25 protein-coding genes and 1 pseudogene are annotated in these 24,659 nt (G+C 34.1%); 12 read left to right on the forward strand and 14 right to left on the reverse strand.

Annotated features, from left to right (window positions below; all coding sequences use genetic code 11):
* Positions 1 to 33: 33 nt before the first annotated feature.
* Positions 34 to 501, forward strand: a complete 468-nt coding sequence (locus tag HNQ35_RS07195) for a YkyB family protein (RefSeq protein WP_146936017.1) — start codon at positions 34 to 36, stop codon at positions 499 to 501.
* A gap of 81 nt (positions 502 to 582) precedes the next feature.
* Here HNQ35_RS07195 and HNQ35_RS07200 read toward each other — a convergent pair whose 3' ends face one another.
* Positions 583 to 894, reverse strand: a complete 312-nt coding sequence (locus tag HNQ35_RS07200) for a hypothetical protein (RefSeq protein ID WP_146936019.1) — start codon at positions 892 to 894, stop codon at positions 583 to 585.
* Positions 895 to 1,019: 125 nt separating this feature from the next.
* Here HNQ35_RS07200 and HNQ35_RS07205 point away from each other — a divergent pair, with 125 nt between their 5' ends.
* Positions 1,020 to 1,916: a DMT family transporter gene (locus HNQ35_RS07205; RefSeq protein ID WP_146936021.1), complete on the forward strand. Its 897-nt coding sequence runs from the start codon at positions 1,020 to 1,022 to the stop codon at positions 1,914 to 1,916.
* A gap of 42 nt (positions 1,917 to 1,958) precedes the next feature.
* On the opposite strand, the gene HNQ35_RS07210 is transcribed toward HNQ35_RS07205, so the two are convergent.
* Positions 1,959 to 2,096: an FbpB family small basic protein gene (locus tag HNQ35_RS07210; RefSeq protein ID WP_146936023.1), complete on the reverse strand. Its 138-nt coding sequence runs from the start codon at positions 2,094 to 2,096 to the stop codon at positions 1,959 to 1,961.
* A 77-nt stretch (positions 2,097 to 2,173) separates the two neighbouring features.
* Positions 2,174 to 2,368, reverse strand: coding sequence for an aspartyl-phosphate phosphatase Spo0E family protein (locus tag HNQ35_RS07215; protein ID WP_146936026.1), 195 nt, complete (start codon positions 2,366 to 2,368; stop codon positions 2,174 to 2,176).
* Positions 2,369 to 2,583: 215 nt separating this feature from the next.
* Between HNQ35_RS07215 and lepB the strand changes: the two genes are divergently transcribed.
* Positions 2,584 to 3,099, forward strand: a complete 516-nt coding sequence (lepB, locus tag HNQ35_RS07220; RefSeq protein WP_371862297.1) for a signal peptidase I — start codon at positions 2,584 to 2,586, stop codon at positions 3,097 to 3,099.
* Positions 3,100 to 3,315: 216 nt separating this feature from the next.
* On the opposite strand, the gene HNQ35_RS07225 is transcribed toward lepB, so the two are convergent.
* From HNQ35_RS07225 to HNQ35_RS07245, 5 genes and pseudogenes are all read right to left on the reverse strand, one after another.
* Entirely contained in the window at positions 3,316 to 3,468 is a 153-nt protein-coding gene (locus tag HNQ35_RS07225; RefSeq protein ID WP_146936030.1) for an EAL domain-containing protein, read from the reverse strand.
* A pseudogene (locus tag HNQ35_RS14495) lies at positions 3,443 to 3,583 on the reverse strand (EAL domain-containing protein); the annotation flags it as partial. The gene HNQ35_RS07225 and the pseudogene HNQ35_RS14495, both read right to left, overlap by 26 nt.
* 212 nt (positions 3,584 to 3,795) lie before the next feature.
* Positions 3,796 to 3,939, reverse strand: a complete 144-nt coding sequence (locus HNQ35_RS07235; protein WP_170226605.1) for a hypothetical protein — start codon at positions 3,937 to 3,939, stop codon at positions 3,796 to 3,798.
* Between the two features lie 19 nt (positions 3,940 to 3,958).
* On the reverse strand, positions 3,959 to 5,323 hold the full coding sequence (locus HNQ35_RS07240; protein WP_146936032.1) for a TrkH family potassium uptake protein: 1,365 nt from the start codon (positions 5,321 to 5,323) through the stop codon (positions 3,959 to 3,961).
* Between the two features lie 100 nt (positions 5,324 to 5,423).
* Complete coding sequence (locus HNQ35_RS07245; protein WP_146936034.1) at positions 5,424 to 5,831, reverse strand: YwpF family protein; 408 nt, start codon at positions 5,829 to 5,831, stop codon at positions 5,424 to 5,426.
* A gap of 164 nt (positions 5,832 to 5,995) precedes the next feature.
* On the opposite strand from HNQ35_RS07245, the gene HNQ35_RS07250 reads away from it, so the two are divergent.
* The 4 genes from HNQ35_RS07250 to spoVAE are packed head-to-tail and all read left to right on the forward strand — an operon-like array spanning position 5,996 to position 8,297.
* Complete coding sequence (locus HNQ35_RS07250) at positions 5,996 to 6,442, forward strand: YhcN/YlaJ family sporulation lipoprotein (protein ID WP_146936036.1); 447 nt, start codon at positions 5,996 to 5,998, stop codon at positions 6,440 to 6,442.
* A gap of 14 nt (positions 6,443 to 6,456) precedes the next feature.
* Complete coding sequence (gene spoVAC, locus HNQ35_RS07255; protein ID WP_146936038.1) at positions 6,457 to 6,930, forward strand: stage V sporulation protein AC; 474 nt, start codon at positions 6,457 to 6,459, stop codon at positions 6,928 to 6,930.
* A gap of 3 nt (positions 6,931 to 6,933) precedes the next feature.
* Positions 6,934 to 7,950 carry a stage V sporulation protein AD gene (gene spoVAD / locus HNQ35_RS07260; protein ID WP_146936040.1) on the forward strand — a complete coding sequence of 339 codons (1,017 nt, stop codon included), beginning with the start codon at positions 6,934 to 6,936 and terminating at the stop codon, positions 7,948 to 7,950.
* Complete coding sequence (gene spoVAE, locus HNQ35_RS07265; protein WP_146936042.1) at positions 7,947 to 8,297, forward strand: stage V sporulation protein AE; 351 nt, start codon at positions 7,947 to 7,949, stop codon at positions 8,295 to 8,297. The genes spoVAD and spoVAE overlap by 4 nt, the downstream gene beginning before the upstream one ends.
* A 27-nt stretch (positions 8,298 to 8,324) precedes the next feature.
* Here the strand turns inward: spoVAE and HNQ35_RS07270 are convergent, their stop codons facing one another.
* On the reverse strand, positions 8,325 to 10,142 hold the full coding sequence (locus HNQ35_RS07270; protein WP_146936044.1) for a M3 family oligoendopeptidase: 1,818 nt from the start codon (positions 10,140 to 10,142) through the stop codon (positions 8,325 to 8,327).
* A gap of 145 nt (positions 10,143 to 10,287) precedes the next feature.
* Here HNQ35_RS07270 and HNQ35_RS07275 point away from each other — a divergent pair, with 145 nt between their 5' ends.
* The gene (locus HNQ35_RS07275) at positions 10,288 to 10,824 is read left to right on the forward strand and encodes a YceI family protein (RefSeq protein ID WP_146936046.1); all 537 of its coding nucleotides are present in this window, start codon (positions 10,288 to 10,290) and stop codon (positions 10,822 to 10,824) included.
* 42 nt (positions 10,825 to 10,866) lie between these two features.
* Here HNQ35_RS07275 and HNQ35_RS07280 read toward each other — a convergent pair whose 3' ends face one another.
* Entirely contained in the window at positions 10,867 to 11,712 is an 846-nt protein-coding gene (locus HNQ35_RS07280) for a VanW family protein (RefSeq protein WP_246118047.1), read from the reverse strand.
* A 249-nt stretch (positions 11,713 to 11,961) separates the two neighbouring features.
* Positions 11,962 to 13,170, reverse strand: a complete 1,209-nt coding sequence (locus HNQ35_RS07285; RefSeq protein WP_146936048.1) for an NAD(P)/FAD-dependent oxidoreductase — start codon at positions 13,168 to 13,170, stop codon at positions 11,962 to 11,964.
* 888 nt (positions 13,171 to 14,058) lie between these two features.
* Here HNQ35_RS07285 and uraA point away from each other — a divergent pair.
* Positions 14,059 to 15,354, forward strand: a complete 1,296-nt coding sequence (uraA, locus tag HNQ35_RS07290) for a uracil permease (protein ID WP_146936050.1) — start codon at positions 14,059 to 14,061, stop codon at positions 15,352 to 15,354.
* Between the two features lie 45 nt (positions 15,355 to 15,399).
* On the opposite strand, the gene HNQ35_RS07295 is transcribed toward uraA, so the two are convergent.
* The 3 genes from HNQ35_RS07295 to dacB form a co-directional block, all read right to left on the reverse strand.
* Positions 15,400 to 18,000: a YhgE/Pip domain-containing protein gene (locus HNQ35_RS07295; protein WP_146936052.1), complete on the reverse strand. Its 2,601-nt coding sequence runs from the start codon at positions 17,998 to 18,000 to the stop codon at positions 15,400 to 15,402.
* A 146-nt stretch (positions 18,001 to 18,146) separates the two neighbouring features.
* Positions 18,147 to 18,719 (reverse strand): TetR/AcrR family transcriptional regulator, encoded by a 573-nt coding sequence (locus HNQ35_RS07300; protein WP_174771660.1) that lies wholly within the window; start codon positions 18,717 to 18,719, stop codon positions 18,147 to 18,149.
* Between the two features lie 109 nt (positions 18,720 to 18,828).
* Positions 18,829 to 20,250: a D-alanyl-D-alanine carboxypeptidase/D-alanyl-D-alanine endopeptidase gene (gene dacB, locus HNQ35_RS07305; protein ID WP_246118048.1), complete on the reverse strand. Its 1,422-nt coding sequence runs from the start codon at positions 20,248 to 20,250 to the stop codon at positions 18,829 to 18,831.
* Positions 20,251 to 20,396: 146 nt separating this feature from the next.
* Between dacB and HNQ35_RS07310 the strand changes: the two genes are divergently transcribed.
* The 3 genes from HNQ35_RS07310 (at position 20,397) to acs (ending at position 24,651) form a co-directional block, all read left to right on the forward strand.
* Complete coding sequence (locus tag HNQ35_RS07310) at positions 20,397 to 20,918, forward strand: NfeD family protein (protein WP_146936054.1); 522 nt, start codon at positions 20,397 to 20,399, stop codon at positions 20,916 to 20,918.
* 48 nt (positions 20,919 to 20,966) lie between these two features.
* Complete coding sequence (gene floT, locus HNQ35_RS07315; protein ID WP_146936055.1) at positions 20,967 to 22,523, forward strand: flotillin lipid rafts scaffold protein FloT; 1,557 nt, start codon at positions 20,967 to 20,969, stop codon at positions 22,521 to 22,523.
* A 163-nt stretch (positions 22,524 to 22,686) separates the two neighbouring features.
* Positions 22,687 to 24,651, forward strand: a complete 1,965-nt coding sequence (gene acs, locus HNQ35_RS07320; RefSeq protein WP_146936056.1) for an acetate--CoA ligase — start codon at positions 22,687 to 22,689, stop codon at positions 24,649 to 24,651.
* The last annotated feature ends 8 nt before the right edge of the window (positions 24,652 to 24,659 follow it).

The following is a 24,659-nucleotide window of genomic DNA, read 5'->3' on the forward strand; positions in this document are numbered from 1 at the left end:
TCAAGATAATTCAGCAACTAAGGGGGTGACTCCATGACGGAAGAGGAGCAAGTAAATGAACTTGCACAAGCTATTTACACGATTAATCGTCATGCTAAAACAGCACTTGAACCACAGCATTTATATTATATAAAGAAGGAATCGATTCATAAATTATTAAGAGAAAATAAAGCGAAAAAAATTGGACTACACTTTTCCGATAATCCTAAATATAGCAGTCAACATTCAACCCTGTTAATAAAAGTTTCTGATTACTATTTTCACATTCCACCATCGAAAGAAGACTTTAATGAACTAAAACATTTAGGTAAATTAGATCACAGCTATCGCAATCCACGAACAAAAATGTCATTATCAAAAGCAAAGCGTATTGTATATCAATATATCAATTGGAAACCTAAACAAAATAAAAAAACAAAACATAAACATTACTCCTCTTATTATACACCTTCTTCTCTCGGAAAAATGGAATGGTCCCCTACTAGAAGAAACCGAAGATAATCATTTAAACGGGAAGATTAAACTTCCCGTTCTATTATAGATTATAATTCATGATTTATCATCAAATACTTCTCTCAATTATTATCCTAATCGCTTACTGATTTCCTTAACTATATAAATGATTAATAAAACGCCACCGAATAATGCAACGACTTGAAATGTAAACTTCAGTTGACTAAAAATAATGTCCTGCCAGCCTTCCATCCATAACCCTGCACCAAAATAACATGTAAAAAATAATAAACTACTTAAAATATAATGAAGTAATCGCTCTAATTGAAGCGACAAGATGATATTTATAAGTGGCTTAACAATAAAATAACTTATAAGTAACCCAAACAATATAACACTATAAATAAGATGATCATCACTAAAAAAGTTCATATCTAACATATACTAATCTCCCCAATCTTGCTACAAGTGTAAGCATAAAAAATTTCTTTTATACATATTTTTTGTAATTATTTACCTTTTTGATAAGATTAAAATAGATTGTTTCTTTAGAAATGGGGGATTGAATGAATCGTAAGGCATTTATATGTATTATTTTAGGAGCAATACTTTGGGGGACAATTAGTTGGTATGTGAAAAATCTCTACGCTCTTGGATTTACGGCAATGGAAGTCGTATTAATTAGAGCTTTGACATCAAGTATTATACTTGTGGTCATGATGTGCTTCTATTCACGGAAGGAATTAAAGCTACATAAATGGACGGATTTAAAATATTTTATTGGTACAGGTGTTATTAGTATCATCTTTTTTAATTATTCCTTATTCAAAGCTATGGAACTATCCACGATACCTATTGCATCTGCTTTACTTTATACAGCGCCAGCCTTCGTAACAATTTTATCATTGTTTTTATTTCAAGAAAAACTAACAAAGCATAAACTCATTGCCTTAGTCATCACTTTAATTGGTATTTGCTTTGTTGTCGGATTATCACCTTTTGAAATAAGTTCTGTGACTCCAATGAGTATCCTTTTTGGCTTAGGTGCAGGTTTTGGTTATGCATTATATAGCATCTTTAGCAAATTTGCTTTACAAACATACTCAAGTTTAACGATCACAACCTATACATTTTTAATAGCAAGCTTAACACTTCTCCCTTTTTTTTCGATTGAAAAATTACCACTATTATTACAAAAAGAAGTGCTCTTTTACGGATTTGGTCTAGGATTATTTCCAACCGCTGTCGCCTATATGATTTATACAATTGGGTTACAATATACTGAAGCATCAAAGGCCTCGATACTAACGACAATTGAACCAGTAGTAGCAACTTTAATTGGCATCTTTATCTTCCAAGAGCCTTTTTCTTTCATTCAAATGGTCGGTATGATTTGTATTCTTAGTGCTGTTATATTAATCCACTACTCTTCAATTGAGAAAACAGAAAGACTTCCACAATAGATTAGTAATTGAAGTAGGGAGATACCCCCTACTTCTCATTAGTTATTCATCATGATCTGTTCTATTAGCTAATCTTTCATCCATACGGCGCTCTATCTGCTCAATTTTATCTGCATCTGCCATTAGTTCTTGCTTATACTTTTCAACCAATTCTTCATAACTTAATCTATTATTTTTCATTTTCTTTCATCCTTTCATGTTTCTGATTAAAGTATTCCCAATATTTTAGTTTTTGAAACATGATAATTAAATATATCTTAATACTCTGTGGAAGAGTAACCTTCAAGATATTCTTGATTGACTGAGTAACATGAATACACATTTAGTAAGTGGTCTAACGTTTTACTAAGTGCTAGTAAATCTGGACATGTTAACCCACGATGACTTACCATGTTCTCCATCTCCTCTCTTAGCTCCTCAATCTTTTCTAAAAGATGACATGTCGTACACATACAAAATCCCTCCTTAAATAATGAGAAAGATTAGACGGCAATCTAACAAATAGAAACGAGAAACAAGCTATGGTATGATATACTGGTAAGAAGTATGAGTCATTATCTCTTACCCTTATTTTAAAACTTTAAAACTTTTTATCGAAGATTAATTTTGACTATTTAATGAATAATGGACATAGTATTATGTGAAAGGGATGTACCAATTGTCAAAGATGAAACTAAAGGAAGAATTTATTGGCTGGCTAAAAGCCTTTTTCATTGCTATACTCGTTGCACTATTTCTTAGAACATTTATTTTTGCAACTTCTATTGTTGACGGTGATAGCATGTTTCCTACCTTAGAAGACGGTGAGAGAGTTATCTTTAATAAAGCCATTTATATGATTGGAGAACCTGATCGCGGAGATATAGTCATCATTCAACGTCCCTTTAAAAATTACGTGAAACGAATTGTTGGTTTACCTGGAGAAACAATCGAAGTAAAAGAACATACATTATATATTAATGACAAAGTTTATCATCAAGACTTTCTTTCTAAAGAAATGCAACAAAAAACGAGTGATTTCGGTCCTGTAAAAATACCCGAAGAAAGTTATTTCGTATTAGGTGATAATCGGGCTAGAAGTAAGGATAGTCGAAACGGATTAGGTTTCATTAGTAAACAAGAAATTATAGGTAGATCCGAATTTATTATTTATCCCTTTAGCGAATGGTCATTTACAAAATAAGGTCCATACCGTTAGACATGTATGGACCTTGTTTTATTATTCGTGGTCAAATAGACAGCTCCCAGCATTAAACACTAAAATACCTACACAAACAGCACCCATAAAAATCTCTAACATATATGTGCACCTCCTAATATCAACATATCACTTTCAAACTGATTAATTTATCAAGCTCCCTTATATCATATCAAGGAATAGAGATTTGATAAAGTATTATTAAAGATGATAAATCTTATCTTGCAAAAATTGTTTCACTTGTGGTGCTGGCAATGGTTTTGAAAAATAAAAGCCTTGAATTTCATCACAACTTTCACGTTGTAGAAAGCAAACTTGCTCTTTTGTCTCAATGCCTTCTGCAATAACCTTCATATATTAATCCTGTTTTTTCTGCCAATGGGATACATTCACCCCGAGAAATCATTCCTTTTATTGGATGACGCCAGCGGATTAGGGCTTCAAGACCAATGACACGATTTGTCTTTAAACATTTTTGGGGTTAATAATGTCGTTCAAATTGATTTTCTTTTAAAGCCTTTCGCAATTCATACTCCATCGTTAACATCTTACGAAAACTTCTTTTAAAGAATTATCGAATAAATTAAAATGGTTCGGTTGGTTACCTCCTTTTATGTTCTCATACGATCCGTCGATTTAAGTGATGCAACATCTTTTTAAAATCAAGATAATGATTAATTGTCAAGTGGTCTCTTTCGCTATATTTAAAAAGCGATAAGCATGTTTATTTCCACTCACTATTTTCCCTTCATAGTCTAAGAATATAATCGCATCAGATACATGATTAAGCATATGATCATGGATAGGTTCTAATTTATTGGACAATTGTATTCCCTCCTCTCACTTATCCAATAATAATTCTCTCTTTCGGAAAACGATAATTTCTCTTCTGTTTATTCGAATGAAACATGAAAAGTACCGTCACAATGCCGACTCTACCGATAAACATTAGAATCATTAATATGATTTTACTAATTGTTGTTAAATCCCCAGTAATACCTAAACTTAACCCGACTGTACCGAAAGCGGAAGTGATCTCAAAAAAGAGCTCTGTCACATGAAAAGGTTCAATAACGACAAGGACAATTAAAGTAATATATACAATCATAACGGCAAGTAATGTGACAATGACGGCTTTAACAAGATCTTGGCGATGAATTTCTCTTCCAAAAAGATGAATATCATTTTCCCCTCTTGCATATGTCGCGATAAAAATAATCACTAATGCAAATGTTGTCGTTCTAATCCCACCTCCAGCGCTACTAGGCGATGCACCGATAAACATTAAAAACGACATAAATAGGTGGTTTGCTTCTGTCAATTGACTAACATCCATCGTACTTAACCCTGCTGATCTTGTTGTAACAGATTGAAAGAACGCATAAAAAAATGTTTCATGCCATGACTTTCCTGCAAAGAAATGCGTTACATCAAATAAATAAATGAAAATTGTCCCTACGATAATAAGAATAAAAAAAGTTATGGTTGTTAATTTGGTAAACAAACTAAACCGAAAAAATTGGCGTTTTTGTTTTTTTGCGAAAAGATATTCTTTTACTTCTATTAAAACCGGAAAACCTATTGCTCCGAGTATGATTAAAATAATCGTATGAAATTGAAAGAAATAGTCATGACGATAAGGAATGAGTGAATCACCTGTGATATCAAATCCACCATTAGAGATTGCACTTATTGTACTAAAAAAACCATGTAAAAAAGCTTCTTGAACAGGAAAATACTTAAGATAATATATACCTAAGATAACAAAGCTTATGAATTCAATTACAAATAAGACAAGGAAAATTTGTTTAACAAGACGAACCATACCAGCTAATTGTGTTTGATTTTGATCCGCCATGATAAGTCGTCTTTCACGAAAACCAATTTTCTTCCCTAAAATTAACCAAATAAACGTTCCTAATGCCATAATTCCTACAGCACCAAGTTGTAATATAAGTGCAAGTAAAATATAGCCTACTACATTAAATGTTTCTGCAATAGATATAGGTGTTAAACCTGTAACACTAATGGCACTTACCGCTACAAAAAGTATATCAATAAAAGCCGGATTCATTCCTTCTCTATATGCAAATGGAAGAGATAATAATAAAGTCGATAAAATAATAGCTAACAAATAAAATAGTAAGATGATTTGAAATGGTGATAATTTATTCATCCATCTGACGAAAATATTTTTTGATTGAAACATATAAGTATCTCCTTCTTAATATCGGCAAAATTTGATAAATCTTTACATCACCATATTTAGTTATCATTTTCCTTTAGATGAAGTAAAGAATATAGATACTTTAAAGACTCTTTTTAAATTGTTGCAATAACTCATCACCTTTATAACCTTCTTTAATTAACCGTTCCAATGTATTTTCTACATCACTCAATCTTTCATCTACAATCGTTCCGATAAATAGAACATTCATTTTATCATCCATTTCATTCATGCCGATCATTTTTGTTGTAAATCGGGCAGGTGGATTCGTTTCCTTTGTTATTTTTACTTCTAACTGAATCGATTCCCTAGACTCAAAACGCTTAAAAAAATCTATATAATCTGAACTAACAAAGGCTTCTATTACCCAACGGTTTAATTCATCTTCTCGATTAATGATGAGACCATCAATAAGGTTTATTTTATGTCTTTTCTGTTTATCATTGACATCCTCTATAACAACCAATTTCTTTAATTTAAATGTTTTCATTTCACTCACCCCATTAAGGTTTTATTCTATTGTAACATGATGTCTACAGTATACATTGATTTGTATATAAATGTTAAAAGAATCGCCGTGTATATTTCAATAAAAATGAACAAAAATAACAGATAAGTATAACGAATGAATGTATTCGAGAATAGGTGATACAAATGCTTAAACTTAAAAGCAGCATCTTTTACTTTTTAATTATTTTTTCCTTAATTGGTTGCCAAACAAATAATCACACATTAAAAGAGCCATCTTTTACAAAAATATCAACAACAGATCACGATCAACATCTTTCTAATCAAATTAAAGAATACTTAGCATCTGATAAAAATTTATCAATGATTAATGCTGTAAACGCAGGAAAGGACGTTATTGTCACGATAGACATTCCACATATAAAGCGTTTTAAGTTGGCAACCATTCGAAAAAAGTTAGAGAAAGATATTAAAGAGGAGTTTAACTTAAATAATGTTAGAGTCTCTACAGATCAAAAAATCATAATAGAGCTCGATAAACTTGAAAATCGAATTGAACGTAGTGAAATGACTGCGGAAGAGATAAAAAGCGAAGTAGACAGAATTATAAAATTATCAAAAGAAGAAACATAGTTGAGGTGTAGAACATGACACATAAAAATAATAATAAAAAGTTTGAAAAACAGCACTATCAAAAAATACAACAAAAAAAAGAAATTAAACGTCCTGTTATTCGTAATTGCTTTAAGGCCTTTTTTGTTGGTGGATTCATTTGTCTCATTGGACAAGTAATTACAACTTTCTATATTTATTTCTTTGATTTTACAGAACAAACTGCCGGAAATCCAACTGTCGCTACAATCATCTTTTTTACAATGCTCCTGACTGGCTTTGGCTTATATGATAAGCTCGGTCAATTTGCAGGGGCAGGATCTAGCGTTCCTGTTACTGGCTTTGGTAATGCTGTTATCTCTACTGCTATTGAACATCGAACAGAAGGATTTATTTTAGGTGTCGGAAGTAATATGTTTAAACTCGCTGGACCTGTAATCGTATATGGCGTGTTTTCAGCTTTTTTGATTGCCATTATAAAAACGTTATTTATGAAATGGATGGGATAATGTATGCTTTTAGGAAAAAGGACTTGGATGTTTACAAATAAACCTGTTATTATTTCAACTGGCACGGTTGGAGGACCGATGGAAGCAAAAGGAAAGATTGCCGATTCTTTTGATTTACTACATGATGATCAATGGTTAGAACAAGCTTCATTTGAAAAAGCTCAACAACTTTTATTAGAACAAGCAATAGATATTACGATTAATAAAAGCCCCATTGAAGAAGAACAAGTAGAGTTTTTTTTAGGTGGCGATTTAATTAACCAAATTACACCGACAACCTTAGCTCTAAATTCTAAAGATCTAGGTTATTTTGGATTATTTAATGCATGTGCCACATCTACAGAGGGATTAGCATTAGCTGCTCTTATGGTTAATAATCAGGCTGCAAACTATGTGATTACTGGAACAGCAAGTCATAATGCAGCGACTGAAAGACAATATCGTTATCCAACTGAATACGGAAGCCAAAAACCCCCTACAGCTCAATGGACGGTAACTGGTGCCGGTTGTGCATTAATTGCTCAAGAGGGCACAGGGCCTGTCATAACTTCAGCAACCATTGGGAAAGTCATTGATATGGGATTGACAGATCCATTTAATATGGGAGGAGCTATGGCTCCAGCAGCTGTTGATACAATTATGACCCATTTAAAAGAACGAAATTTATCACCATCATACTATGATCTTATTATTACTGGTGATCTTGGAAAAGTCGGTCGTGAAAGCTCGCTCGAACTACTAAATCAAAAAGGCATTCATATACGTAAAGAGCAATATGTCGATTGTGGTCTATCTATTTATAAAAGAGAACAACCTATATTAGCAGGAGCCAGTGGGACAGCTGCTTCTGCTGTTGCAATTTACGGATATTATCTTGATCAAATTAAAAAAGGAAAGATTAAAAAAATCCTGGCCGTCGCAACTGGATCATTACACTCTCCGTTAACTGTTCAACAAAAAAATTCAATCCCTTGTATTGCTCATGCAGTCGCCATTGAAGCAGGAAGTGACAAATTATGATATTCTTATGGGCATTTCTTGTTGGAGGATTCATTTGTGTAATCGGTCAAATTTTAATGGACGTTTTTAAATTGACACCTGCACACACATTAACCTCTTTAGTTGTACTCGGAGCAGTGATGGATGGCTTTAATCTATATGAACCATTAATTGATTTTGCTGGTGCAGGCGCAACTGTTCCTATTACAAGTTTTGGAAACTCACTCGTTCATGGGGCAATGGCAGAAGCCGAAAAACACGGGCTCATCGGCGTTGTAACGGGAATGTTTGAAGTAACAAGTTCAGGGATTTCAGCAGCTATTATTTTCGGTGTCATCGGAGCACTTCTATTTAAACCAAAGGGATAACCTGATTTAAAGGTTATCCCTTTTGTGTTATTCACTTATTGCCAGAAATTGTTCTAAATCTTGTACACATAAATCGATGGCTTTTTCCCAAAAAACTGGCTGCGTCAAATCGACTTGTAAATGTTTGAGCGCTAAATCTTCTACATTCATACGACCTGTATCACGTAGTAATTGTATATAACTCATCTCAAAATCATCTCCCTTTTCTTTAGACTCGGCATATATGCCGAGACTAAAGAGATAACCAAATGTATATGGGAAATTATAAAATGGCGTTCCCGTTATATGGAAATGAAGTTTTGATGCCCAAAATGTTGGATCATACTCTTCCAAAGCATGACAATAAGCTTCTTTTTGAGTCTCAAGCATGAGTTCATTTAACCTTGATATAGGTACAAATCCTTGCATTCTTTCTTCATAGAAGCGCTTCTCGAATAAGAAGCGGGCGTGAATATTCATGAAAAAAGCAATCGTACGTTGTAATTTATCTTCTAATAAGAAAAGTTTCTCTTTTTTTGTATTCGCATTTTCTACTGCGGCATCAGCTACAATCATTTCGGCTAAAGTTGACGCCGTTTCCGCAACATTCATCGCATAACGTTGATTCATTGCAGGTAAGTCATTCATCACATGTTGATGGAAGGCATGACCTAATTCATGTGCTAACGTAGCTACATTTGACATTGAACCTGAATACGTCATAAATATACGCGTTTGTTTACTTTCTGGAAAACTTGTACAAAATCCGCCCGGTCGCTTTCCTGGTCTGTCTTCTGCTTCAATCCAACGCTTTTCAAAAGCCTGTTTAGCAAAATCAGCCATTTGCGGACTAAAGTTTCGAAAATGCTTCATTATAAATTCGGCACCTTCTGTAAACGTAAATGTTTGATTCGTTTCAGCTATAGGAGCAGCTAAATCATAAAAGCTCAGTTTCTTCACACCAAGTAATGAAGCTTTCTTTTCAAAGTACGTCACAAATACTTGCTTTTTATTCGTAATCGCTGTCCACATCGCATCTAATGTTGCCTTTTTCATTCGATTTATCATAAGTGGCTCTTTTAGAATATGATTCCATTGACGATGTTTATAAACTTGCAGTCGAAAGCCAGCTAAATGATTTAACGTATGACCAATTAAATCCGAATTTTTCTCCCATTCTTGTTGTAATGTACGGAAAGCATTCTGACGGATCTTTCGGTTAGAATGGGACAATAAATTTGTCGCTTGACCTACTGATAGGTGAGTCTTCTTACCGTCAGTTTTAAATGGAATAATCATTTTTCCTACAATTGTTTGGTACATATGATTCCATGCATGATAACCGTCTACAGCTAAATCATTTAATAATATTTCTTCTGACGATGGTAAACTGTTCTCTGCTATTAAACGTCTCTCATTTAAATAAAATGAGATCTCTTTTAAATGAGGGTGCTTTATTAAAGCTGACCATCTATTCTCATCAATTTCATTTAATTTCTGTTGCCAAATCGTTTGTATACCGTCCATTTTAGCTTGTAATTCACTACGTTTCGTTAAAAGCAAAGATGCCTTTTTATCATTTACATTTTGTGCGCTTAAACAACTAATAAAAGCAGATGCTTCACGCATCCTTTTCATCAATGGATCCATTAATTTAACAAGTTTCACCAATTCATCTTCTAATAATATTGGGTCATTTACAGGATCAAATTTATTTACTTTATTACTAAGAAACATCATGTCTGTCTCAATCTCTTGTATAAACTTTTGAAAAGTTTCAGAATCACTCCCACCCGGAAAAATTACATCTAGATCCCATGTCGGATCATATTTTTCTCCTGTCAATTTCTTCACCTCTTTTTTCATTGGTTATCTTTATTATAACGCTTACATCACATTAATAGTATCATCCGCTCTTTTTATAAATAATTTACTTGACATTACTTGTTTATCATTATATACTTACTTATGAAAAGTAAGTCAAGTACAATATATAAGGAGTGGGATGACGATGAGTCTTTCAACATGGAAAGTAGATACAGCACATAGTTTATTAGAGTTTTCTATCCGTCACATGATGATTTCACGTGTTAAAGGAGTATTTAATGACTTTGACGCGACAATCGAGGCAAATCCTGAGGACCTAACAAATGCTAAGATTGAATTTTCCATCGATATTAATAGTATTGATACACGCAATAAGGATCGTGATGATCATTTACGCTCACCAGATTTTTTTGATGCTGAAACATATCCGAAAATGACTTTCACAGCGACATCTATTAAGAAGACTGGTGAGAATCAATACGATATTACTGGTGATATGACAATTCGTGATCAAACAAAGCCAGTTACATTTGACATCACCTTTGAAGGTAAAACAAAGGACCCTTGGGGAAATGAAGTGGCTGGTTTTAGCGGGTCAACAACAATTAATAGAAAAGAATTTGGTCTTACATGGAACAGCGCACTTGAAACAGGTGGAGTCATGGTTGGAGAAGATGTAAAAATTAATATCGAAATAGAAGCACATAAACAAGCGGAATAACAATCGATTATTAAAGCAGGGCAACTTAACCCTGCTTTTTATTTATGATGAAGTTGAGTATATTTGAATTCGCAATTTTCCATTTGTAGCCTGTGCCCGAATTAATATAGGGTGTCTATACTTGTTTTTAAAAACAAAATCCGGCCCCCACCAACTAACCATAGCGTCTTGCCCAGGTGGTACATACGGCACTTCTCGACTATGTGAATAACGCTCAATGATTTCAATACCTTTTAAATTTACAGCGTTAAATAAAGTTGAAGACACTTGACAAATCCCTCCACCTATACCTTCAGATAATTCGCCCTTCACAATGACAGGTGCTTTTTTATAACCACGCTCTTTCGTTCGTTCTCCTACAATTTCATTAAAGGAGAATTCTTCGTCTGGAAATAACACATAGTTATTAATGGCATTTGTTGCTAATTCGATATTATGTGTCCTTTCTTTATGACCTACATCGTAGTAAGTCACGTAGCTAGTGAGCTCTTTTTCACTTATTTCTGCTAAAAGCTCTTCATCCACTCTAGGAAATACTGTCTTCATAGGTATATTAATCTGTGCTTCTTCCTTTGAATAGAAGTGTTTCTTAAACGTCGATATAAACCGATCAATGTCTAACGTTTGTCCATTAGTCCCTGGCATAATTATATTATTCTCATTAAAATAGGCATTTTTAGCTTCTTTAGTCACCTGTTCTTGAACTCGACTGATGACCTGTTTTAATAACGCCATATCTATAAAATATCCACTCGTTTCAAGTGTAAACCGATCATAAATGAGTGTTTCATGAACCAATCCTTTATCGTCTCTGATGACTAATGATTGTGCTTTAATCAAATGTGGAAGAGAGAAAGTAATCAATAGAAATAATAACATCTTTTTCATCTCAGTCATCCTTTATCATTTATCATAATATACTTAGTATCCTTCTTATATAAAATTACATACAAAAAAAACCGCCTCAATTAAACAAGGCGGTTTTTCATAATATATTAGCGAAAATCTCTTGTATCTTCAATTTTTCTACTTACAAACATATATCCAGCAATTGTTGCTACACCAAGTAATAAATAGAAAGATCCTCTTTTCATGTTTATTCCTCCCTTTTTGGGCCTTTTCTTTATCATGTTTTAATTAAAATGGACGTATTTTTCCTTTTTTCAAGAACATGTTTAATCCACCAATTAAAAATAAAGCACGGTTATCAACTACTTTTTTCATTGTAGCTGCAGGCTTTCCGGATAATTTTGTTCCATCTAAAATAGTCGCAATACCGTCAGTTACACCTAGAGAAGCAACTGTTCCTTTATTGTCAAAAACAAAGTTTTCTAATGGCGCATTTTTTAGTAAAGCCACGACGTTATTTGCACATGTTTCTGCATGTTGCATAGCCGCTTGAGCAGTTGGTGGGAATGGACGACCTGTTTTTTCATCCATGACCCAAGCACAATCACCGATAACGAAAATATTCTCTTCTCCTGGTGCACGTAAATCACCGTCTACAGTCACTTTTCCACGTGTAATTTCAAATCCAGATTCAGCTAAAACTGGGCTACCAGTTACACCACCAGTCCAAACAATCGTTCCCGCTTTAATTAACTCATTATCTTCTCCAACAATAAAGCCTTCTTCTGTACATTCATTAATTTTAGTACCTAAGCGGAACTCGATACCACGCTGCTCTAACGAATGAATTGCGTAGTCGACTAAATCTTTGTCGAACATTGGTAAAATAGACGGTGCAGCCTCAACGTTGATAACACGTACATTGCGTCGCTCTATATCATATTTTTTACATAGTTGTGGAACTTTTTCTGCTAATTCTCCAACAAATTCAATGCCAGTAAATCCTGCTCCACCGACAAGAATCGTTAAATCATCTGTGTTCTTTTCCTCACTGTTTTTATACTTAACAAATTGATATTCAATATGTTCACGAATTAATTGTGCGGAATCGATATCTTGGATGAACATAGCATGCTCGTCCATTCCTTTAATACCAAATGTATTTGTCACAAATCCTAATGAAATAACGAGATAATCATATGTTAATTCACTATTTTCTAGAATAACTGTTTGATTATCTTTATCGACTTTCACAACTGTATCGTAAATTAAACGGACTCTATTTGGATTAATGACATCACTTATAATTGTACGCGCTTGGTTGTGATTAATAGTACCAGCAGCTACTTCATGCAACCACGTTGTTTGATAATGATAATTATGCTTGTTCACTAAAACAATCTCAGCTTCTTCTGGACTTAGTTTTTGAGTTAATCTTTTTGTTGTCATCATACCAGCGTAACCAGCACCTAAAATGACTATTTTCGGCTTACTCATGAAAAAATCCACCTTCCTTTGATGAAGCAATACATTGTCCCTGCTCGCTACATCATTTAATTAATATCATTTTTACATTAAAAACCTATCTTTTATAATATCAAATTTTTAGTAAAATCGCTAATTATATTGTTTACTTTTTCACAAAGTTTTTTTCCTGTTTAATTTGAATATTCGACTGTAAGTTTATGGCTTTTATTTATTCAATTCATTAGCGACAACAGATTATTTAATTTTCTATTATTTGGCCCAACCTCTTTCTCTTATTGGTTAATTTCATTTTCTCATTGATCATTAGATAAAAGTTTGAATTCGATCACGTTTTTAAATGACTCGTGGCTATCGCTTTCATTTTTTAGTCCCTTCATAGCGCTCACATTTGAACGGAAGTGAAACTACCTATTTTCCGCTTAATAAACACTCTAGATAACAACAAGAATAATGATAATATGAAACCCTTTATAAGTAATAACTTTTATTCATTTATTTTAGGCTCTATTATCAATATGACTCTTTTCTTTTTATTGTATACAATGCTACCTATTATTTTCAAATATTTTCCAATGTACGGTATCATTTATTATTTTTATCTAATCAGATCATTTTATTCGATATTATTGCATCACATAATAAAAATAAATCATCGAACAATGATTAAATAGTTCCTAATTTATACGTTTTATGATATAGTTATAAACAGTTCAAACGGTTACCTTTAATTCAGTCCTGTGAGACTGGCAAGGTGAAAAAGTAGATATGTCATTCAATTCTACAATGGATGAATCTATTTACTCATCTAAACACAGATCCCTTGCCAATTGGTAAGGGTTTTTTTATGGCAAAAAGTGGTAACCATTGAGCATAATTCATCATAAAGGAGTCCATCAAATGACAAACTACAAAGAAATTCAAGTAGATGAACGACCACCACTTTTACAGAGTATACCACTTAGTTTACAACATTTATTTGCAATGTTTGGATCAACCGTCCTTGTTCCAGTATTATTCGGTATTAATCCCGCAACTGTACTGTTAATGAACGGGATTGGAACATTAATTTATCTTGCAATTACAAAGGGAAAGATTCCAGCATATTTAGGATCAAGTTTTGCCTTTTTATCTCCTGTTTTCGTTGTACTCGGGCATTATTCAGGTATTGAAGGTTACAGCTATGCTCTTGGGGGCTTTCTTGTTGTTGGAATCGTTTTGACCATTGTTGGTTTATTCATTAAGTTTGCCGGAACAAAATGGATTGACATCTTGTTCCCACCAGCAGCTATGGGTGCGATTGTCGCAGTCATTGGATTAGAACTTGTACCAGTTGCTGCAAATATGGCAGGATGGATTGCTCCACCAGATATAAATCCCGAAGCGTGGACAATGGATTCTGATCATGCAATAGTTGCTTTACTTACTTTGGTCATTACCATCATTAGCTGGGTTACATTACGTGGTTTTTTAAAAATCATCCCTATTCTAATTGGTATTATTTCTGGATACCTTATCGCACACTTTGGATATGGAATGGTAGACTTTTCAGCCGTACGTGAAGCTAATATGTTCTCATTACCACAGTTTTATTCGATGAAAATAGACTGGTCAAGCATGATAATTATCTTACCTGCCGCTCTTGTCTTAATACCTGAACATATTGGTCATCTTCTCGTCACAAGTAATATCGTTAAGAAGGATTTAGTAAAAGATCCAGGACTTGATCGTTCGTTTATCGGTAATGGTGTATCCACTATTTTATCTAGTTTTTTCGGTTCGACACCAAATACAACTTACGGTGAAAATATTGGTGTATTAGCCATTACAAGAGTTTATTCAACATGGGTTATTGGTGGTGCAGCAGTGTTAGCGATTTTTCTCTCTTTCTTTGGGAAATTAGCGGCACTCATTTCATCGATTCCACAACCTGTTATGGGTGGCATTTCAATTCTATTGTTTGGTATCATTGCCGCGAGTGGAATTAGGATGTTAGTAGAAGCAAAAGTCGATTATAATAAAGCACAAAATCTCATACTAACATGTGTTGTACTCGTAATTGGAATCAGTGGTGCTTCTATTCGTTTAGGTTCAAGTGGAGTAGAACTAACAGGAATGGGGCTAGCAACAATCGTCGCTATTGTTCTAAGCTTATTCTTTAAAATTCTCGATTTATTGCATTTATCTAATGAATAATAAGAAGCGTTGTGGTTCATCGATGAACCACAACGCTTTTAAATATTACTCATTATAAATAGATTCAGCTTGTTTGTCTTTGACATATCCATGCTTTTTCTCTTTAACGAGGAAATACGTATACGTCAATGCCATCGCAATTACAATATAGATAAACAGAATACCTACATTTTGCCACATAAAGCTGTAGTCCCCACTAGAAACAACAGCCTTAAATGCCTGAACACTATATGTCATTGGCAATAAGGAGTTGATTGGATGCAAGACATCCGGGATTAACTCCAATGGGAATGTTCCCGCACTTGTTGTTAATTGCAATATGAGTAGAACAATTGCAATGAATCTTCCAGGATCTCCTAATGTTGTCGATAGGAATTGCACCAATGTCATAAACACAAGACTTGTAATTATCGTTACGAGTACGAATAACGCTGTATTTTTCACTTCAAGACCTAAACCATAAAGTAAAATCGCGTCTAAAATAAGCGCTTGGATCGTACCTACTACTGCTAACATACCAAATTTACTCATGAATAATGTAAAGGCATTTTTAGGCTCAATCACTGGATCATTAAGGTTGACGACAATCGAAATGAGCAGAGCTCCTACAAATAATCCTAATGAAATGAAATATGGTGCAAATCCTGTACCATAGTTCGGCACACGATTTACTTCTTGCTTATCCATTTCAACAGGATTTCCCATCATATCGTATGTCGATTCATTTGATTCAACAGATCCAACCTCATCTGCCGCCTCACTTAGTTTATCATGTAATTCTTTCGTACCATCTTGTAATTCCGTTGTACCGTCAGCTAATTTACCAGATCCGTCAGCTAATTGATGTGAAGCATCATTAAATTGTGTTGAACCATCTAATAATTGATTCATGCCATTAGATAGCTCGTTTGCACCTGAAGACAGTTTCCCAGCTCCACTATTTGCTTCAGACATTTTACCAGTAAACTGCTCCATACCTGATACGTATTGTTGCTGACCATTTGCTAATTGCTGTGAACCATCTTTTAAATCTTTCGTTCCTTTTGCTAACTGATTCACACCACCTGATAAAAGTTGCTGACCATCGTTAATCGCTGTTAAACCACCGTTTAATTGATTAAAGACAGGATCCACTGCCTTAGCGATTTCTTTTTCTAATCCATTTGTTGCTCCGCCCAGCTTATCATTGACAGCTGTTTTATATTGATTAAAACCATCACTTATTGTCGGCTTCATTTCCTTTACTGTCATGTCAACAGCTTGATTTACACCACTTTCAATGCCAGGTTCCATTTTCTCAGGTAAATTTTCACTTAAACCTTCTTTAATTTTTGGTTCCATATTTGCTTTTAATTGACCAGCTAATTGTTCCTTTGTTGGCATATTGTTATTTAGTTGAGCTAACATAATTGATTTTTGTTTCTCGTTAATCACACCATTTTTTTCCATTGCTTCAAAAAACTTTTCCATTTGTCCAGCTTGTTCAGCAACAATCTTCTCAGCTATTTCTTGTGATAATTGCGTTGATAACTCTTTTGATATACCTTCCGACAATTCCTTCGCAAGACCTTGAGTGAGACCTTCTGCTAGTTCTGGAGCCATTTTATTTTTTAGACCATTTTCTACTCCTGAAACAATCCCGCTTTCTAGTTCATTTAATCCTTCCATCATGGCCTTTGAGCTTGCTTCAATTTGATTGCCAATTTGGTCAGCCATTTGTTTTGGCAATTGCTGTTGAAATTGTGTTAAGCCTTGTTGAACTTTATTTGTTCCAGAGATAAGTTCAGGAATGTTTTTGTTTAACTTATTCACACCTGCATAAGCTTCATTCATTCCATTGGCCAACGCTTGAGAACCAGCTTTAACATCCTTTGATGCGTTTAATAATTGACCACTTGCATTTGTTAACTGACCCATTCCATCAACTAGTTCGTTAGAGCCTTTCGCTAAGTCTTTGGAGCCATTTGTGGCGGTTTGTACGCCTTCTTCAAATTCAATTGATTTTTCAGCTAGCTTCACTAAATTATCCTTTAAATCTTTGGAACCATCTTTTAATTTTATAGCTCCATCATCTAATTCGCCACTGCCATCGCTAGCTTTTTCAAATCCATCGGCTATATCTTTTAACTTATCGAACATCGTTTCAGCATAAGTTTTAGATACTTCCGCCGCAATTTCACTTTTTATTTCTTTTACCGCCGACTCACCAATCTGTGATGAGAGAAAGTTAAAACTTTCATTCGGAATGTACTTTAATTCTAGTTTCTTCGGATGGTCATCTAATAACGTTGTTGCATTTTTTGAAAAATCAGCTGGTATTTCAACGAGCATATAATATTTTTGATCTTTAAGATCACGATATCCTTGCTCTTTTGATACAATATCAAAATTTAATTCTTCAAGGTCATTTAAATTGTCGACGAGCTCATTACCGATTTCCAAATATTCCCCTTCGAATTCGGCTCCCTCATCTTCATTAATTAAAGCAATTGGTAAATCAGCCGTATGATCATAAGGATCCCAAAACGCCCATAAAAACATACCAGCATACATTAATGGTACAAAAAGCACAGCCGTTATTGAAATAAGTAATTTTTTATTTTTAAAGACATTTTTCCATTCCGAGATAAACAACGATCTCCTCATATATCCAAACCCCTTCTTGACAGTTGACCAAAATAGCCACTTAGTCAATTTTGTCGAAAAAAATATATAATTCCCTCATTAAACCAACAAATCCTTAATGACTATTATATTCATTTAGTCATTTCGCTGCAAAATAGACTGGATTATCATTTAGACAATCCATTCATTAAATACAACTGAAAAAACTGTGAAATTTCTTTTTTCTCTAAAGGTTTACGCGTCTTTTCCCAATCAAAGATAAGTGCCACGTATAGCTTTAAAATAACAAAAGCAGTTAATTCAGGGTCACATTCTTTGATTTCGCCGGATTCAATGGCACTGTTTATTATACCTTTCATGTAATTAACGATTGCATCTTCAAGCCTTTGTACTACTTCTGCTACTGCAGGTGTCCCCATTTCTTTTTCTTCTTGAAGTAATTTAATCATTAATTGGTGCTCTGTACGAAATTCCAGCAACGTATAAAGCACTCGATCAGCATTAATAAAGAAAGGTTGAGAATCATCAATGACTTCTTCAGCTGCTGCCTTCATTTCTTTAATCAAAGATGACACAATTTCATGAAAAAGTTCTTCTTTATTTTTATAAAATGTGTATATTGTTCCCTTTCCAACATTGGCTAAACGAGCTACTTGATCCATTGTCGTCGCTTTATATCCAAATGATGAGAATGATTTTGTTGCTGCATCTATGATGAGCTGTTTTCTATCAATATCCAACGATACACTTCCGCCCCTTTTTGACAAAATGACTAAAATGGTTTTTTGGTCATTAGATACAGGATTATAATAACACAGATGTTTTTACTATGCAAGTGTTTTTTAATATTTATATGTCAATATTTTTTAGATGTCTAATTAATATATTTAATATATCTTCCTCTACTCTTTTACCATCCTCTTCATCTAAAAGATTATTTAATAAAATAGAAAATAAATACAAATTATTATTTACCGGTAAATAGCCAGATAATGAACTCACACAATTTAGTGTCCCGGTTTTTGCAATAATTTGTGCTGAAAAATTTCGATCTATTAATGTGCCAACTTCCATTCGATCTCGTTTACCTGATACAGGTAGTGATTCTAAAAACGTTGTAAACCATGGTTTAGACTGAACATTAAACAATAAGTGAATAAGTTCATTTGCTGGAATACTTGTAATATGAGATATCCCGGATCCATCTTTTATTATACATGTGTTCGTATTTACTCCTAATAATTGTACTTCTCTTTTTAAAACTTCTAACCCTTTCTCCCAAGAGCCGTGGTGATGAACAACTTTCCCCATTTCTTTTACAAACATTTCTCCTAAACCATTATTACTTAACTTCATAAAAGGAATAAGTAACTTTTTCAATGGTGGTGATAGCTTTTGATACAATAACTGAGCTGTTTCAGGCGTTTTATCTCTTCTCATTTGACCTGTCCATTTAATACCATGCTTAAACAGTGTTTCTTGAAATAGTTTTAACGTATAATAACTAGGTTCCCAAACAGCTATCCATTCATGTCGTGGTTCACTATCAATATATACTTTCCCTTTAATAATGATCGTATTACTTCCGTGTTTTCTTTCAATAATTAAATCATCTTCTTCAACTGTTTCATCAGTCGTTACTGCTTGGTTAATAACTTTTACATAATTCGTATGTGGATAAAGCGTTAGAAACGGACGATCTCCAATGCACTCTCCGGCTTTAATTGTCAGTTTTACAGAACCTGTGTCATAATCAGCTGTCGGCGATACAGTTAATGCTGAAATTTGTGAACCGTAATACCATTGTTCATCGCTCCAAATCATATCCGTTGATAATCGTATTTCGTCATACCATGTATCGTCTGCTATTATATGACCAAAAATTTTCTTGATACCTTTATCTTTTAATTGAAGGACAAATTGATCAAGATCAGTTGGTAATATTGTCGGGTCACCTTGCCCCTGTAAATAAATATTTCCATACAATGTATCATGATGAACATCACCATCAGTTAACATCTTTGTTTTAAAAACATAATCCTCACCTAGTACTTCAAGTGCACTAGCAGCTGTTAATAACTTCATATTTGATGCTGGTTGGAGACGTATATTTCCCATATGTTCATACAGAATTTCTCCTGTTTGTCCCAAAGCAATACTTATTCCAGCTAATGCACCAGACATTTTTTCCTCTGTTTCTAGATAATGCTCTAATTCTTCGATTAGTTTCTCCATTTTTTCTTTACTAACATTAACCGTCTTGTTTGTCATCTTTCTTCCTCCCTCGTAACCACATTATACCACTCTTTAAAGTATTCAATAAATACATTATATAAGTTTTTTAAATAATATTTTCATTTATTGAAACTTATTGTATAGTTAATACGTAAATATAAATAGAGGAAGGAGTGATGCTTTTGACATTATTTGGTTACCCTGTTGAACATATTTACCTATGGTTGCTTGTCATTAATGGGATACTGATTATTTTATATCTATTTTTTGGAGATGTAATAGAAGCCATTGATGAAACAACTTTTATAAAACCTGTGCTTATTTTAGCTTGGATTATTTTCTTTTCCGCTTCTGGACTTATATTTGAAAAATTATCTTTCATATCTAGTGTATTTGGAATGATTATCTCAGCAATCGTTGCTTTTCTGTTAACAGTACTTCTCAATGTTTTTGTATTCATTCCTCTAGCAAATGCTGAGCATTCACTCAGTTATACAGAAGAATCATTAATAGGCAGGGTTGGTCGGATTATTATTTCTATCCCAGAAGATGGATTTGGAGAAATATTTATTGAAAGTAAAAGTGGCATGATTACAAAACCAGCAACAAGTATAGAAAATATCCCTATATCTGAAGGGGAAGAAGTCCTTGTATTAAAAATTGAAAAGGGCGTTTTATATGTCGTTCCATATGAATATGAATGAACTAATCATTAATTTTTCTATACAGACTATAAAATAGGAGGCAATAAAATGTTTGATAGCGTATGGTTAGTGATAGGAATTGTTATCTTTTTACTCATTGCTTTAATTGCTGTATTTATTTCAAAGTATCGCACTGCTGGTCCTGATGAAGCTCTCATTGTTACAGGGAATTATCTAGGTGGTAAAAATGTACATAAAGATGAAGCAGGCAACAAAATAAAAATTATTCGTGGTGGTGGTACATTCGTCTTACCTGTCTTTCAACAAGCAGCTCCACTTAGCCTATTATCTAGTAAGCTCGATATATCATCACCTGAAGTGTATACAGAGCAAGGTGTTCCAGTCATGGCTGATGGAACGGCTATCATTAAAATTGGTAGTTCAATCGAGGAAATTGCAACAGCAGCTGAGCAATTTTTAGGAAAACCGAAAGAAGAAAGGGAAAATGAAGCACGTGAAGTATTAGAAGGACATCTTCGTTCCATTCTTGGTTCGATGACCGTTGAAGAAATTTATAAAAACAGAGAAAAGTTTTCTCAAGAAGTCCAACGGGTTGCATCACAAGATTTAGCCAAAATGGGACTTGTCATTGTATCATTTACAATTAAAGATGTGCAAGATAAGAATGGATACTTAGACTCTCTTGGTAAACCACGTATTGCGCAGGTGAAGCGTGATGCTGACATTGCAACAGCTGAGGCGGAAAAGGAAACACGAATTAAACAAGCTGAAGCAGCAAAAGATGCAAAAAAAGCTGAGTTAGAGCGAGCGACTGAAATTGCAGAAGCTGAAAAAGAAAACCAATTAAAAACGGCTGAATATCGCCGTGAACAAGATAAGGCAAAAGCTCGTGCTGATATGGCCTATGACCTAGAGGCAGCTCGTGCCCAACAAGAAGTCACCGAACATCAAATGCAAATACAGATTATTGAACGTCAAAAACAAATCGAATTAGAAGAAAAAGAAATTCTTCGTCGTGAAAAACAATATGATTCTGAAGTTAAGAAAAAGGCTGATGCTGATCGCTATGCTGTTGAACAATCTGCAATGGCTGAAAAAGCAAGACAAATTGCAGAAGCAGATGCAAATAAATATCGCATTGAAGCCCAAGCAAAAGCTGAAGCTGAAAAAATTCGTATCGATGGTATTGCAAAAGCCGATGCTGAAAGGGCACAAGGAGAATCAGAAGCCGACATTATTCGTTTAAAAGGTTTAGCTGAAGCTGAAGCAAAACGTAAAATAGCAGAAGCTTTTGAGCAATATGGTCAAGCCGCTGTATTAGATATGATGCTTAAAATGCTTCCAGAATATGCAAAGCAAGTCGCTAGCCCTCTTTCTAATATTGATAAAATTACTGTTGTTGATACGGGTAGTAGTGATTCACAAGGTGGTGCCAATAAAGTCTCAAGTTATGCGACAAATTTAATGGCAACATTACAGGAATCCTTAAAAGCATCCTCAGGTATCGATGTGAAGGAATTATTGGAGAACATCTCTGGAAAAAACAGAATCGAATCATTAGCTGAATTATCAGATGATATATCATTTTCCAGCGACGATGTTACAAAAGAACTTGCATCTGACATAGATGAAAAAGATAAATAATGAGTGTGGGACATTGTCTTGTCCTACACACTCATTATAAAAATGACTTAATTCCGAATTTTAAATCTTAATGATTGAAAACGCATACATATTTATTTACTATTAGTAATAACAACTTGGATAATCACATTTGTCAGATTCGTTTTTAAAAGGAGGATGAGAAATGGAGTTATCTGGAATTCATCAAGTAGTTAAAAATAGTCAATTAATTTATCCTGATGAAGAAAAAGCACGTGCAACAAATATCGGAAGTATAAAGGCATTCGAAAAGTTATTAAAAGAATCACAAAAAGACCCTGTACAGTTTTGGAATAATGTGGCGAAAGAGTTAGAATGGTATGAACCGTGGACAAAGACGATGTCTGGTCAATTGCCTGATTTCCGTTTCTTTGAAAATGGAATTAGTAATCCGTGCGTCAATCTACTTGATCGTCATATAAACAATGGTGCAGGCAATCGAACAGCACTCATATGGGAAGGTGAAAATGGTGAAACATCATTTTATACCTACAATATGCTTCTCGCTGAAGTTAGTCGGTTTGCAAATGTATTAAAGTCATACGGTGTTACAAAAGGAGATAGTGTCGCGATTTATTTACCAAATTTAGCCGAAGCTTTTATAGCCATTTTAGCGTGCTTCCGAATCGGTGCTGTTTACAATGCTATTTTTTCTGGCTTTTCGCAAAAATCTTTAAAAGACCGACTAGTCAGTTTTGAACCAAAAGTTATCATAACGGCTGATGCTAGTCAACGACGTGGTAAATTAATTCCACTAAAAGAAAAAGTTGATCAAGTCATATCAGACATACCATCTATTCAGGCGGTTATTGTCGTTAATAGAATGGGAACATCTATTAAAATGGTAGAAGGCCGTGATATATACTGGCATGAAGCAATTGCAAAAGAAAGCATACATTGTGAACCGGAAAAAATTGAAGCAAATGAACCAGGTATTGTATTCTATACGAGTGGAACGACCGGTAAACCAAAAGGTGTCGTTCATTCAGGAATGGCCTTTGTAATACAAAATTATATTTATGCTAAATATCATATGGATCATCATCAAGATGACGTTTTCTGGTGTACAGCCGATATAGGTTGGCTTACAATGCATATTTGGGGTATTGCTGGTGCATTAGCTAATGGAGTTACGACAATCATCTATGAAGGCGCACCAGACTACCCAACACAAAGTCGGTTTTATGAAATAATAGAGAAATACCGGGTGAATAAATTGTTCACTGCTCCAACTGTTCTTAGAATGTTAAAAAGTTTAGGCGACGAAATGATTGATGAACATGATCTCTCTTGCCTTGATGTTATTTCACTTGTAGGAGAGCCTTTTGATCCTGAAACATGGCATTGGACTTACAAAAAGCTAGGGAAAGAACGAATTTATATTAACAATACGTGGGGACAAACTGAAACAGCTGGTACCCCACTTGCTGGTGCAGCCTGGCTAACGCCTATGAAACCAGGTTCCGCTGGTGTAGCATTTTTAGGTGTTAATATGGATATTGTTGATGATTTAGGTGACCCTGTTAGACCTGGAACTCTAGGCAATCTTATTATTAGAACACCTTTTCCAATGCTCTGTCGTACATTGTGGAAAGAACCTGAACGTTATTATGGTTCATATTTTAGCCAAGTTGATAGGGCTTATTATGCAAGTGATCTCGCTTTAGTGGACGAAGATCAGCACTTCTGGGTTGTCGGGCGTTCCGATGATGCCTTTAATGTTGCTGGACATCGATTAAGTACAATGGAAATGGAAAGTGCTGTTCTAGAAGTACCAGGTGTTGCAGAAACAGCTGTTATTGGTGTCCCTGACGAAATTAAAGGTGAAGTTCCTCTTGTTTTTATCCGCTTAAACGAAGACGTCAACAATCTTAAAGAAATACAGGAAAAAGTAAATGAAAGTATTATAAAAGAAATTGGAAAAATAGCTCAGCCAAAAGATGTTGTTATAGTTGATGCACTACCTAAAACAGTAAGCGGTAAAATTATGCGTCGTTTACTGCAAGAAGTTGTATCTAGTGGCACTGTTAAAGGCGATATTACAGGACTAGAAAATCCAGAAGCAGTTGATCAATTAAAAGAAAAATTAAATATGAAATTAAACCAATAAAGTTGATT

Origin of the sequence: Cerasibacillus quisquiliarum (genome assembly GCF_014202495.1) — a bacterium.
In the GTDB taxonomy this organism is placed as follows: Bacteria; Bacillota; Bacilli; order Bacillales; family Amphibacillaceae; genus Cerasibacillus; species Cerasibacillus quisquiliarum.

Bases quoted from the DNA above. Each gene is read 5' to 3' on its own strand.
- HNQ35_RS07195 (WP_146936017.1), top strand. From the start codon at position 34: ATGACGGAAGAGGAGCAAGTAAATGAACTTGCACAAGCTATTTACACG.
- HNQ35_RS07200 (WP_146936019.1), bottom strand. From the start codon at position 894: ATGTTAGATATGAACTTTTTTAGTGATGATCATCTTATTTATAGTGTT.
- HNQ35_RS07205 (WP_146936021.1), top strand. From the start codon at position 1,020: ATGAATCGTAAGGCATTTATATGTATTATTTTAGGAGCAATACTTTGG.
- HNQ35_RS07210 (WP_146936023.1), bottom strand. From the start codon at position 2,096: ATGAAAAATAATAGATTAAGTTATGAAGAATTGGTTGAAAAGTATAAG.
- HNQ35_RS07215 (WP_146936026.1), bottom strand. From the start codon at position 2,368: ATGTGTACGACATGTCATCTTTTAGAAAAGATTGAGGAGCTAAGAGAG.
- lepB (WP_371862297.1), top strand. From the start codon at position 2,584: ATGAAACTAAAGGAAGAATTTATTGGCTGGCTAAAAGCCTTTTTCATT.
- HNQ35_RS07225 (WP_146936030.1), bottom strand. From the start codon at position 3,468: ATGAAGGTTATTGCAGAAGGCATTGAGACAAAAGAGCAAGTTTGCTTT.
- HNQ35_RS07240 (WP_146936032.1), bottom strand. From the start codon at position 5,323: ATGTTTCAATCAAAAAATATTTTCGTCAGATGGATGAATAAATTATCA.
- HNQ35_RS07245 (WP_146936034.1), bottom strand. From the start codon at position 5,831: ATGAAAACATTTAAATTAAAGAAATTGGTTGTTATAGAGGATGTCAAT.
- HNQ35_RS07250 (WP_146936036.1), top strand. From the start codon at position 5,996: ATGCTTAAACTTAAAAGCAGCATCTTTTACTTTTTAATTATTTTTTCC.
- spoVAC (WP_146936038.1), top strand. From the start codon at position 6,457: ATGACACATAAAAATAATAATAAAAAGTTTGAAAAACAGCACTATCAA.
- spoVAD (WP_146936040.1), top strand. From the start codon at position 6,934: ATGCTTTTAGGAAAAAGGACTTGGATGTTTACAAATAAACCTGTTATT.
- spoVAE (WP_146936042.1), top strand. From the start codon at position 7,947: ATGATATTCTTATGGGCATTTCTTGTTGGAGGATTCATTTGTGTAATC.
- HNQ35_RS07270 (WP_146936044.1), bottom strand. From the start codon at position 10,142: ATGAAAAAAGAGGTGAAGAAATTGACAGGAGAAAAATATGATCCGACA.
- HNQ35_RS07275 (WP_146936046.1), top strand. From the start codon at position 10,288: ATGAGTCTTTCAACATGGAAAGTAGATACAGCACATAGTTTATTAGAG.
- HNQ35_RS07280 (WP_246118047.1), bottom strand. From the start codon at position 11,712: ATGAAAAAGATGTTATTATTTCTATTGATTACTTTCTCTCTTCCACAT.
- HNQ35_RS07285 (WP_146936048.1), bottom strand. From the start codon at position 13,170: ATGAGTAAGCCGAAAATAGTCATTTTAGGTGCTGGTTACGCTGGTATG.
- uraA (WP_146936050.1), top strand. From the start codon at position 14,059: ATGACAAACTACAAAGAAATTCAAGTAGATGAACGACCACCACTTTTA.
- HNQ35_RS07295 (WP_146936052.1), bottom strand. From the start codon at position 18,000: ATGAGGAGATCGTTGTTTATCTCGGAATGGAAAAATGTCTTTAAAAAT.
- dacB (WP_246118048.1), bottom strand. From the start codon at position 20,250: ATGACAAACAAGACGGTTAATGTTAGTAAAGAAAAAATGGAGAAACTA.
- floT (WP_146936055.1), top strand. From the start codon at position 20,967: ATGTTTGATAGCGTATGGTTAGTGATAGGAATTGTTATCTTTTTACTC.
- acs (WP_146936056.1), top strand. From the start codon at position 22,687: ATGGAGTTATCTGGAATTCATCAAGTAGTTAAAAATAGTCAATTAATT.